This window comes from Polaribacter sp. BAL334, from assembly GCF_015767435.1.
Lineage (GTDB): Bacteria > Bacteroidota > Bacteroidia > Flavobacteriales > Flavobacteriaceae > Polaribacter.
Genome location: NZ_JADWOV010000301.1, coordinates 82,907 through 95,042, shown reverse-complemented (window position 1 = coordinate 95,042; position 12,136 = coordinate 82,907). Strand labels below are relative to the sequence as shown.

Below are 12,136 nucleotides of genomic sequence, written 5' to 3'. Positions count from 1 at the left end.
AACTACAATTTCAAAATCATCAAAATGAAAAAATACCTATTTCTGACAATCAGTTTTATTTTTGTAATTAGCGCCAAAGTTAACGCACAAAAAAATGTTGACAAAGTTTCTGAGACATATTTTAGTGCCATAGAATGGAGAAATATTGGTCCATTCAGGGGTGGAAGAAGTGCAGCTGTGACTGGAGTTGCCCATAAAGCAAATCTTTTTTACATGGGCGCAACTGGAGGTGGCGTTTGGAAAACTACAGATGCAGGAAACACTTGGGAAAATATTTCTGACGGATTTTTTGGAGGTTCAGTGGGAGCAGTCGCAGTTTCTGAATCTGATAATAACGTGATTTATGTTGGAATGGGCGAAAAAACAGTTCGTGGAAATGTTTCATCTGGAGATGGAATTTGGAAATCCGAAAATGCAGGAAAAACCTGGAGACATGTTGGATTGAAAAACGCACGTCACATTCCTAGAATGCGAATTCATCCAAAAAACTCGGATATTGTTTTTGCGGCAGTTTTAGGCGATCTTTATAAACCAACTCAAGATAGAGGTGTTTATAAATCAATTGATGGTGGTGAAAATTGGAAAAAAGTATTGTTTGCAGATGAAAATTCAGGCGCCATTGATTTGATTTTTGACCCAAATAATCCACGAATTTTATACGCAACAACTTGGGATGTAAGAAGAACTCCTTCTAATTTATCCTCTGGAGGAAAAGGTTCTGGAATGTATAAAAGTACTGATGGAGGTGAAACTTGGTCAAATATTTCTGCAAATAAAGGGTTGCCAAAAGGCATTTGGGGAATTAGTGGTGTGACAGTTTCACCCGTAAATTCTGATATTGTTTGGGCTTTGATTGAAAATGAAAATGGAGGTGTTTATAAATCTACAGATGCAGGAAAAACTTGGAATTTAATTAATTCTGAACGAAAATTACGTCAAAGAGCTTGGTATTACACACGTTTATATGCTGATACGCAAGATGAAGATATTTTATATGTACTGAATGTCAATTATCATAAATCCACTGATGGTGGAAAAACATACAAAACATACAATGCTCCTCATGGAGATCATCATGATTTGTGGATTGCGCCTGAAGACAATCAAAGAATGATTATTGGCGATGATGGAGGTGCTCAAATTTCCTTTGATGCTGGCGAAAACTGGAGTACCTATATGAATCAACCAACTGCTCAATTTTACAGATTGACCACTGACAATCATTTTCCGTATCGAATTTATGCAGCACAACAAGACAATTCTACCATTAGAATTTCGCATAGAAATTCTGATAGATTTATTTCTGAAAGTGATTGGGAAGAAACTGCAGGAGGAGAAAGTGCGCATATTGCTGTTGATCCTTTGAATGATGATATTGTGTATGGTGGAAGTTATGGAGGATTTTTGACAAGAGTAAATCACAAAACCAATGAAACACGTGCCATCAATGTTTGGCCAAATGATCCTATGGGACATGGAGCTGAAGATTTTAAATATCGTTTTCAGTGGAATTTTCCGATTTTCTTTTCTCCAAATAACAAAAAACGTTTGTATGCAGCTTCCAATCATTTGCATGTGACCGAAAATGAAGGTCAATCTTGGAAATTGATTAGTCCAGATTTGACAAGAAATGACCCAAAAACTTTAGGTCCTTCAGGAGGTCCAATCACCAAAGACAATACAGGAGTGGAATATTATGGAACTATTTTCGCAGCAACAGAATCCGCTTTTGAACCGGGTTTAATCTGGACAGGTTCTGATGATGGTTTGGTTCATGTTTCCAAAGACAATGGCGAGAATTGGGAAAATATCACCCCAAAAAAAATGCCTGAATGGATGATGATTAATTGCATTGAAGTGGATCCTTTTACCAAAGGTGGAGCATATATTGTGGGCACAAAATACAAATCTGGAGATTATAAACCTTATATCTATAAAACAGAAAATTATGGGAAATCTTGGGAATTAATTGTTTCTGGAATTGAAGGAGAAAGCTTCACAAGAGCATTAAGAGCAGATCCAAAAAGAAAAGGTTTGTTGTATGCAGGCACTGAAAAAGGCATGTATATTTCTTTTGACGATGGAAAAAATTGGCAAACTTTTCAGCAAAATTTACCTATTGTTCCCATTACAGATTTGGCTATAAAAAATGACAATTTGATTGCAGCAACTCAAGGAAGATCTATTTGGATTATTGATGATTTAACGCCATTACATCAATTAAATGAAACTATTTCCAAAGAAAAAGTGGTTTTATACCAACCAAAAGATGCTTATAATTTGAGTGGTGGCAGTGGAAGAACTTCAAAAACGGCTGGCACAAATCATCCTGGAGGAGTTGTAGTGAATTTTTATATCGATAAAATTGAAGAAAAAGATAGTGTTTCAATATCCTTTTTTGATTCAAAAAATACACTCATCAAAATATTTTCAACAAAACCCAATACAAAAAAAAAGGAAGAAAAACTGACTGTAAAAAAGGGTAATAATCTATTCAATTGGAACATGATGTATGATGGCGCAGAAAGTGTGGAAGGCATGATTTTATGGTGGGCTTCACTGAGTGGACCCATGGCTTTGCCTGGAAATTATAAAGTGGAATTGGTTGTAAATGACATCAAAAAATCTCAAAATTTCAATATTCTTAGAAATCCAATTTCAGAAGCTACTGAAAGTGAAATGAAAGCACAATTTGATTTTATCAATGACATAAATACCAAAGTTACAGAAATTCACAAAGCACTGAAAAATGTGGCTAAAATCCGAAATCAAGTTCAAGTATTGCAAAAAGCAATTAGTGATAAAAAACAACACAAAGCGTTGATTGATTTGTCAAATACGTTGGTAAAAGACATGACTGTGATTGAAGAAACCTTATATCAAACAAAAAGTAAGAGCAATCAAGATCCGTTGAACTTTCCTATCAGATTGAACAACAAATTGGCGCATTTGAATTCGTTGACAAGAATTGGCAATTATGCTCCAACACAACAAGCCATTGATTTTAAAAACGAAATTGTAAAAGAGATTGATATTGAACTCGCAAAACTGTATTCATTGTTTGATAATGGCGTGAAAGAACTCAATCAAAAAGTGAAAGAAAGTAATATTGATTTGATTCAATTGGACTGATTTTCAATAGTTTAAAAACTCAAAAGCGACTTTAAAAAGTCGCTTTTTTAGTTGTGTTTATTGTTCCAATTTTGTTGTATTTTCAATCTTAGTTTATGAAAAATTCGTAAAAAAACAGCAAAACTAACTGCCTGAATGATAACATGCCTTATGTCAAAAGGAAACTCGAAAAAAAGACTTGCGATGAACATCATAACCGAAAAAATCACAAAAAGTATAGGAACGTAAATCAAAAAATACTTTCCCAAAGGCAATGAATTTATAAGAGTTGTCTCTTCATTTATACTTTTATTTAAGATATCATTTATTTTCTTAAACATTATTTTTTCATATTTTTATTGGTAATATACAATCCATACAAAGAACTAAAGACAATTTTATATCCAAAAAATGCTTGCCATTTTCCTTCTGAAAAATTGGTTTCAGCCACTTTTGTAAAATCCCCTGAAAATAGATCTCTCCAAGAATTTAATGCCAATGAAAAAATAGTAACGATTACAAAAAAAGGAATGGCAACTTTTAAAAAATTTGGCCAAAAATCAGGATGTTTAATATTGTTAAAAAAGCTCATTATTGTAGTTTTTGATTATTTTGATGACGTTCGTGATCGCGTTTTGTTTTTATATCCAACTTTTTCTCAAAAGCTTCTTGCAAATTAACTCCAGTTTGATTTGCCAAACACAAAACTACAAAAACAACATCAGCCAATTCTTCGCCTAAATCTTTGTTTTTATCAGATTCTTTTTCACTTTGTTCGCCATAACGTCTTGCAATAATTCGTGCAACTTCACCAACTTCTTCGGTTAATTGAGCCATGTTTGTCAATTCATTAAAATAACGAACTCCGTGATTTTGAATCCATTCGTCAACTTGTTTTTGAGCGTTTTGTAAGTTCATCTTCATTGAAATATTAAATTATAACAATGCCAAATTCGGTTTTAAATTGGCAAATTCTTTTGGAATTAAAGGGTTTTCAAGAACAAACAGCGTTCTTTTTTCTAAACCCAATTTTTCTACAATAGTAGGATAATAATGGTTAAAAATCAAATCCAATTCTCCTGAATTCATTATTCTTTGCATTCCTTCATCAATTCTTTTTGCCAAATCAGGCATTGCTGGATTTACATAAAAAACCAATGGAAATGGATAAAAAAACATCATGTTTTTTGAAATCATAAGACTTTCAAATTTTGATGCTCGTTCTTTGAAAACAGTTTCAACTTCATTGGCACCAAACGTCACATAATCGAAATTTTCATTGTGCAATCGCTCAAAAATATCATCAAAATTTCCTTCTTCAGAAACTTTATAGTCATTGTGTCTAAAAACTGTGGCATCACTCCACGTTTCAGGAATTCCAAGAACTCCCTTTTTTAGAATGGAAACATCTTTCAAATTATCAAAAATTGGGGCATCTTTTTTCCTGATAATGGGAATTCTATATCCCAATAAATTTTTAGCAATTGGCTTTGAAATCAGTATGATTTCGTCATTTTTAAACTTCTGATTTCCAGCAATTGTCACTAAAAGATGATGCTTTTTTTCACTAAAAGCTCCTGATTCTTCTGCTCCTGAATAATCAGTAAATGATTCCTGAATTTGATAGTTTCCATGAGTTTCTATAGTTGCTTTTAAAATTGCATCCAAAATTTCACGTTCATATCGTTGTCTGATTTCTGATCTGTTTCCATTCCAAAAGTCAATTTCTATCATTTGCTTTATTGTTTAGAATTCGGAATCAACTAGTATTTCGAATGTTTTTTCAAAATTAGTTTTTCAAAAAATCAAAAACGACCGTATAAAATTGTTCAGGATTTTCGGCATGCAACCAATGACCTGCATTTTTAATGGTTACAATTTTATTTTCGGGAAAATGAGCATCAATTATCAAGGCTTCATTTTGTGTGATGTAATCCGAATTTTCGCCTTTTAAGAACAAGGTTTGCTTTTCAAAGCGAGCATTCATTGGCAATGCTTCTCCAATTGCAGGATTATTTTTGGTGAGGGAATCTAAATGAAATCGAAAGCCCAAAACACCTTTGTCTTTCCAAAAAATATTTTTCATCAAAAATTGACGAACACCAAATTCGGGAATCAATGTTGACAATTGTTCGTCAACCAATTCTCTGGAATTGTGAATGCTAAAATCAATAGAATTGAGCGCGGCTAAAATCGCATGATGATGAGGTTTGTATTCTCTGGGCGAAATATCAACAATTACCAATTTATCAACCAACTCTGGATACAAAACTGCAAACAACATCGCTGTTTTTCCTCCCATAGAATGTCCCAATAAATGAACTTTTTCTAACTGATAATGTTCCAAATACTTGTGCAAATCTTCCACCATCAAATCGTAAGAAAATTCATCAGAATGAAAACTCCTTCCATGATTTCGTTGATCAATCAAATGCACTTCAAAGTGTTCAGAAAACTGACTTCCTAAGGTTTTCCAATTATCACCTGAACCAAAATAACCATGCAAAATGAGTAGAGGCTTTCCCTTGCCTACAATTTTAGAGTGAAGAATTTCCATGTTATTGAAGTTTGTGCAAATACATATTGACCACATTTTCAAATCCTAGATACAAACTTTCGCAAATCAATGCGTGTCCAATTGAAACTTCTGCTAAATTTGGGATATTTTCTTTGAAAAATTGAATGTTATCCAAACTCAAATCATGTCCAGCATTGATTCCTAAACCCAAATTATGAGCTAAAATAGCAGCATCAGTATAGGATTTTATGACACTTTTATTCCCTTTTGCAAATTCACTCGCAAAATGCTCTGTGTATAATTCAATTCTGTCAGTTCCTGTTTTTGCAGCAGCTTCCATCAAATGCAAATCTGTATCAATAAAAATAGAAGTTCTGATGCCATTTTGTTGAAATTCCTGAATCACTTCTTTCAAAAATGATTGTTGTGTTATGGTATCCCAACCTGCATTTGACGTGATAGCATCCTCAGCATCAGGAACTAACGTAACTTGTGTTGGTTTGATTGACAATACCAAATCCATAAATGATTTTACAGGATTTCCTTCAATATTATACTCATTTGTTACGATGTTTTTCAAATCTCTTGCATCTTGATAACGAATATGACGTTCATCTGGTCTTGGATGAATGGTAATTCCTTGTGCACCAAAACGCTCCATATCTTGTGCCACTTTTAGTAAATTTGGTACATTTCCACCTCTAGAATTACGTAATGTTGCAATTTTATTGATATTTACACTTAACTTTGTCATTGAGTAAAAATTAGTTTGCAAAGATAAATCATTCAAACATTTTATCCTATCTTCGTGCAAAATGAACATCAACGATTATATACTTACCGAAATCAATCCTTTACGCTTGAAAAGCACCATTCAAAGCGCAAAAAAACTATTTAAAAATTTTCCTTTAACACATTTTCCTGTGATTGATGAAAACAAATTAGTAGGCTCTTTTGCAGAAGACGATATTCAAATTATTGAACATGAAAAAGGAGAATTGATGTCATATACACATTTGTTGAGTTCGTTTTTTGCAGATGAAAAGGCAACAGTATTAGAGTTGCTAAAGATTTTTGCAGATAATGATACCAATATTATTCCAGTGTTGGATGAACAAAAAAATTATGTTGGTTATTATGATTTGCGCGATGTTTTAGATGTATTTTCTACAAGTCCATTCATGATTGAAGAAAGTGAAACGTTGATCGTAAAAAAACTAGAAAATGATTTTTCAATGAGCACCATTGCACAAATTGTGGAAGCAAATAACGGAAAATTATTGGGTGCTTACATTTCAGAAAAAAAGGAAGATTTTGTTGAAATTACATTAAAATTAGTTTCAAATGACATCAACGAAATCATGCAAACTTTCAGAAGATACAACTACGAAATTGTGTCAACTCATGAAAACGATATCTATTTAGAAGATTTAAAAAATAGATCAGAATATCTTCAAAAATACCTAGAAATGTAATGAGAAAAGTTGCTATTTATGGTCAATCTTATTCCATTTCTGCTGAAAAGGAAATCCATGTTTTATTGGACATTCTTGAAGAAAAAGGGTGTGTTTGCTTTATTGAAAAAAAATTCTACGAAACTTTAAGAAGAGAGACTTCCTTAGAAAAAGAATATGATACTTTTTCGGGTTTTGGGGATTTAAACAGCACTTTTGAAGTCATGTTTACCTTGGGTGGAGATGGCACTATTTTAAGAGCTGTTACATTCATCAGAAATTTAAATATTCCCATTATAGGAATCAATGCAGGAAGGTTGGGCTTTTTGGCGACCATTCATAAAGATGCCATTCAAGAAAATATTGATCTTATTTTTAAAGGAGCATATACTATTCAAGAGCGAACGTTATTATCTGTTAAAACTACTCCAGAAATTGAAGCGTTTTCAGAACTAAATTTCGCCCTAAATGAAGTAACCATTGCACGTAAAAACACCACTTCAATGATTGGTATAAAAACCAGTATCAACTTTGAATATTTAACCAATTATTGGGCTGATGGTTTGATTATTGCAACACCCACAGGTTCTACAGGATATTCATTAAGTTGCAATGGACCTGTCCTTTCTCCTGATTCAAAAAACTTAGTAATTACGCCAATTGCACCTCACAATTTGAATGCAAGACCCATGGTAATTTCCGATGAAAAAACAATACAATTGAGCACAAATTCCAGAGAAAAAGACTTCTTGATTTCATTAGATTCAAGAATTACAAGCGTTCCAAAAAATACCGAAGTTTTCATTGAAAAAGCACCATTTACTATCAAAACAATTGTTCCAAATAATCAATCATTTTTACAAACTTTACGCACCAAATTATTGTGGGGTGAAGACACTAGAAATGAGATAAATTTGTAAGAATCAACTTACAATAAAAACCAAAAATAGCTGTTATCCAAAAAAGACTCATTATTAACTTTATAAAGCAACTAGAAATTCCTATATTTGCACGCTATTTTTTAGAATGAAAAACAGTATATTATTACTCATAGTTATCAATTTTTCTTGCATTTTACATGGACAAGTGTATGAAGCAGGAATTTTTTTAGGGGGCTCAAATTACATTGGCGATATTGGAAGAACAAATTATATCTATCCCAACAAATTTGCTGGTGGTTTGATTTTCAAATACAATTGGAATCCTAGAATTGCTTTGAGAGCAACTTACAGTTATTTGCCCATAGAAGCAAGTGATTTAGAGGCAGATACTGATTTTAAAATTTCGCGAGGTTTGCAATTTAAAAATACCATCCACGAATTGGCTTTAGGACTAGAATATAATTTTTATGAATATGATTTATCATCAGATGATAAAACGTGGACACCTTATATTCTTTTAGAACTAGCTGCATTTAATTACAATTATGTGGTGAGTGAACCTATTCCAAATCAGTTTACTTACGATTCAAAAAATGCTTTTGCTATTCCATTTGGTTTTGGAATCAAATCAAAATTGATTGGTGATTTGGCGATTGCTTTTGAAACCAAATTTAGATATATTTTCAACGACGATTTAGATTATACTACTCCTGCAATCCCAAGATTAAATATTGGTGGAACAAACAGTGATTGGTATGTGTTTACTGGTGTTTCTTTTTTATACACTTTTGGCAGACCCGCCTGTTATACAAAAGGATTGTAGGCTTATGGATAAAAAATTACACATCGATTTACAAAGAGTTCCAAAACACGTTGCCATCATTATGGATGGTAATGGAAGATGGGCAAAGGGTCAAGGAATGAATCGTATTTTTGGTCACAGAAATGCCTTAACCGCAGTAAGAGAATCTGTTATTGCTGCCTCTGAAATAAATGTTGAAGCAATCACTTTATATGCTTTTTCTACAGAAAACTGGAAACGCCCTAAAATTGAAGTGGACGCTTTAATGAACTTATTAATCAATTCCTTAAAGAAAGAATTGCCTGATTTCATGAAAAATGGTGTCAAAGTAAATTCTATTGGATGTATTGAAAGTTTACCTAAAAAAGCACAAAAAGTATTGGCTGAGGTAATTTCTGAAACAAGAAATAATACTAAAATCATCCTAACTTTTGCATTAAGTTACGGTTCAAGAGAGGAAATTGTTAATGCAATGAAAACGATATCTAAAAAAGTTGTTAATAAAGAACTTGATTTAGAAAATATTGATGAAAATACTATAAATAACCATTTATATACATTTAATTTGCCCCACGTTGATTTAATGATTAGAACTAGTGGCGAACAACGCATTAGTAATTTTTTATTATGGCAAATGGCATATGCCGAACTATATTTTACAGATATACTTTGGCCAGATTTTAGACAAGAACATTTCTATGACGCCATCATAGAATATCAGAATAGAGAAAGAAGATTTGGAAAAACAAGCGAACAACTTACAGAATAAATTTTTTATGAAATTATTTTCTGCGTCATTAGTGCTTTCTGCACTATTTTTTACTTTTAATGCAACTGCACAAATAAAAAATGACAGTATTAATGTCATCAAAAATGATACACTAAATATCACTAAAAAAGATACCATCATCAACAATCAAAAGGTTGAATATGAAATTGGTAAAGAATATGTTTTAGGAGGAATTTCAGTTACTGGTTTGAAAAAATTTAGTGAAGAAACTGTAAGAGTTTTTACAGGTCTTGTAAATGGACAATTATTACGATTGCCTGGTGATAAATTGACAAGCGCTATCAAAAAATTGTATGAAACCAAACAGTTCAGTAATGTAGATGTGTATTTGATAAAAGTTGATGGACAGGCTATTTATCTTGAATTTGATGTTCAAGAATTACCCCAATTAAACCAAGTAAAAATCAACGGAGTTAAAAAATCGAAAGCCAAAGAATTGATTAAAGAAGCTGAATTAAAAGTTGGAGCAATGGTTACTGACAACTTATTAGTAACTACCAAAAATTACTTCACCAAAAAATATACTGACAAAGGTTACTTAAAAACTAAAGTAACACTTGATCTTCAAAAAGACACAACAGACATGGATGTTGTAAATATGAATGTGTATATAGATCAAGGTCAAAGAATAAAAATCAAGAACATCAACTTTACAGGAAACGAAAAATTATCAGACAAAAAATTGCGCAAAGCAATGTCTAAAACCAAAGAAAGAATGATTGGTCGTTTTTGGAAAGCATCCAAATATATTGAAGAAGAATATCAAAAAGATTTGGAGAAAATTTTAGACAAATACAGCAGATTAGGTTTTAGAGATGCACGAATCTTAAGCGAAAATATCTCATGGAATAAAGACAATACCATCAATGTAAATATTGACTTAGAAGAAGGAAAACAATATCGTTTTGCAGACATTGTTTTTGTTGGAAACAAAGAATTTACAGATGAGCAATTACGAATGGTATTGCAAATAGAAAAAGGAGACGTTTATAATGGTGCTGTTTTAAAAGAACGTGTAAAAGGTGATGGAACACCCACATCTGATGATTTATCGACCTTATATCAAGATAATGGTTTCTTGTTCTCGCAAGTAAATGCAGTGGAAACCAAAGTAGAAAATGACTCTATTACTGTTGAAATTAGAGTTCGTGAAGATGAAAAAGCACGTATCAGAAAAGTAACAGTAAGAGGAAATGACAAAACCAATGACCATGTAATTTTTAGAGAATTACGTGTAAAACCAGGAGATTTATTTAGCAGAAGTGCCATTATTCGTTCCATTCGTGAAATTGGACAATTGGGTTTCTTTGATCAAAATGTGTCACCAGATGTAGTTCCTGATTATCAAAACAAAACGGCTGATATCGATTTTACCGTTGTTGAAAAAGGAGGTAGTCAAATAGAATTGCAAGGTGGTTATGGTGGTGGTTCATTCATTGGAACGCTTGGTTTGTCTTTCAATAATTTTTCTATTAAAAATATTTTTAACAAAGATGCTTACAAACCATTACCAATGGGAGATGGACAAAGTTTGTCTTTGCGTTTGCAATCTAGTAGAACTTTTAATACGTATAGTTTTTCGTTCACAGAACCATGGTTAGGTGGAAGAAAACCACAATCACTATCTTTTTCCGTGTATTCTTCGAATCAATATCAATTCAATTTTCAAACTGGAGATGTTGACAGAAGCCAAAGTTTAGGAATTGTTGGTGCTTCTGTAGGTCTTGGAAAACGTTTAAAATGGCCTGATGATTTCTTTCAATTATCGCAAACAATCAGTTATCAAGCTTTTAATTTAAATAATTACGGTTTTAGAGTTGGTGAAAACATTTTAAGTAATGGAAGTCTAAACAACTTGTCTTACAGTGCTACATTATCAAGAAATTCTGCAGGACCAAGTTTAATTTTCCCAACATATGGTTCAGAATTTAGCATTGGAGTAAAAGCTACTTTCCCATATTCCCTAGTAAATGGAAGAGATTATTCAATTCCAGAAGATGCAACTGATGAAGAAAGAAACAATTTGATCGCTGAAAATTACAAGTGGTTGGAATATTATAAAATCAGTGCAAAAGGAAAATGGTACACTTCATTTACGGATAAATTGGTATTGATGACCAATGCAGAAATGGGATATTTAGGATATTACAACTCTAAAGTTGGATTATCTCCTTTTGAAAGATATTATGTTGGTGGAGATGGAATTGCTATTTTTCAATTAGATGGTAGAGAAGTAATAGGTTTAAGAGGATATGAAAACAATAGACTTTCTTCTGCTGAAGGAGGCTCTATTTATAATAAATTTCAATTAGAATTACGTTATTCAATTACTGATGCGCCATCTGCTTCCATTTATACATTAGGATTTTTAGAAGCTGGTAATTCTTATGACAATTTTAAGACATTTAATCCGTTTGAGTTAAAACGTTCAGCTGGATTAGGAATCAGGATATTTATGCCTGCTTTCGGGTTATTAGGAATCGACTTTGCACACGGGTTTGATCCTTTGCCTGGATTTACAGAAAAATCTGGTTGGCAAACACATTTTATTATTGGAAGACAATTCTAAGAAAATTGTAC

Annotated in this window: 11 protein-coding genes; 6 read left to right on the top strand and 5 right to left on the bottom strand. The window is 32.3% G+C overall.

Annotated elements, in window-relative coordinates:
* Positions 1-24 precede the first annotated feature (24 nt).
* Entirely contained in the window at positions 25-3,132 is a 3,108-nt protein-coding gene (locus IU405_RS09915) for a VPS10 domain-containing protein (RefSeq protein ID WP_197438451.1), read from the top strand.
* Positions 3,133-3,451: 319 nt separating this feature from the next.
* Here IU405_RS09915 and IU405_RS09910 read toward each other — a convergent pair whose 3' ends face one another.
* Genes IU405_RS09910 through IU405_RS09890 form a run of 5 tightly spaced genes read right to left on the bottom strand, consistent with a single transcriptional unit; the run spans position 3,452 to position 6,383 of the window.
* Entirely contained in the window at positions 3,452-3,703 is a 252-nt protein-coding gene (locus IU405_RS09910) for a hypothetical protein (RefSeq protein ID WP_197438450.1), read from the bottom strand.
* Positions 3,703-4,029, bottom strand: a complete 327-nt coding sequence (locus IU405_RS09905) for a nucleotide pyrophosphohydrolase (protein ID WP_197438449.1) — start codon at positions 4,027-4,029, stop codon at positions 3,703-3,705. Before IU405_RS09905 ends, IU405_RS09910 begins: the two co-directional genes overlap by 1 nt.
* A gap of 18 nt (positions 4,030-4,047) precedes the next feature.
* On the bottom strand, positions 4,048-4,845 hold the full coding sequence (locus IU405_RS09900) for a transporter substrate-binding domain-containing protein (RefSeq protein WP_231749665.1): 798 nt from the start codon (positions 4,843-4,845) through the stop codon (positions 4,048-4,050).
* Between the two features lie 55 nt (positions 4,846-4,900).
* Complete coding sequence (locus IU405_RS09895) at positions 4,901-5,668, bottom strand: alpha/beta fold hydrolase (protein WP_197438448.1); 768 nt, start codon at positions 5,666-5,668, stop codon at positions 4,901-4,903.
* A 1-nt stretch (position 5,669) separates the two neighbouring features.
* Positions 5,670-6,383 (bottom strand): pyridoxine 5'-phosphate synthase, encoded by a 714-nt coding sequence (locus IU405_RS09890; protein WP_197438447.1) that lies wholly within the window; start codon positions 6,381-6,383, stop codon positions 5,670-5,672.
* A 61-nt stretch (positions 6,384-6,444) separates the two neighbouring features.
* Between IU405_RS09890 and IU405_RS09885 the strand changes: the two genes are divergently transcribed.
* The 5 genes from IU405_RS09885 (at position 6,445) to bamA (ending at position 12,125) form a co-directional block, all read left to right on the top strand.
* Positions 6,445-7,104, top strand: a complete 660-nt coding sequence (locus tag IU405_RS09885; RefSeq protein WP_197438446.1) for a CBS domain-containing protein — start codon at positions 6,445-6,447, stop codon at positions 7,102-7,104.
* The gene (locus IU405_RS09880) at positions 7,104-8,003 is read left to right on the top strand and encodes an NAD kinase (RefSeq protein ID WP_197438445.1); all 900 of its coding nucleotides are present in this window, start codon (positions 7,104-7,106) and stop codon (positions 8,001-8,003) included. The genes IU405_RS09885 and IU405_RS09880 overlap by 1 nt, the downstream gene beginning before the upstream one ends.
* 106 nt (positions 8,004-8,109) lie before the next feature.
* Positions 8,110-8,787 carry a DUF6089 family protein gene (locus tag IU405_RS09875; RefSeq protein WP_197438444.1) on the top strand — a complete coding sequence of 226 codons (678 nt, stop codon included), beginning with the start codon at positions 8,110-8,112 and terminating at the stop codon, positions 8,785-8,787.
* 4 nt (positions 8,788-8,791) lie between these two features.
* Complete coding sequence (locus IU405_RS09870; protein ID WP_197438443.1) at positions 8,792-9,535, top strand: isoprenyl transferase; 744 nt, start codon at positions 8,792-8,794, stop codon at positions 9,533-9,535.
* 7 nt (positions 9,536-9,542) lie between these two features.
* A complete protein-coding gene (gene bamA / locus IU405_RS09865; protein WP_197438442.1) occupies positions 9,543-12,125 on the top strand; it encodes an outer membrane protein assembly factor BamA in 2,583 nt (860 codons plus the stop codon).
* Positions 12,126-12,136 lie beyond the last annotated feature (11 nt).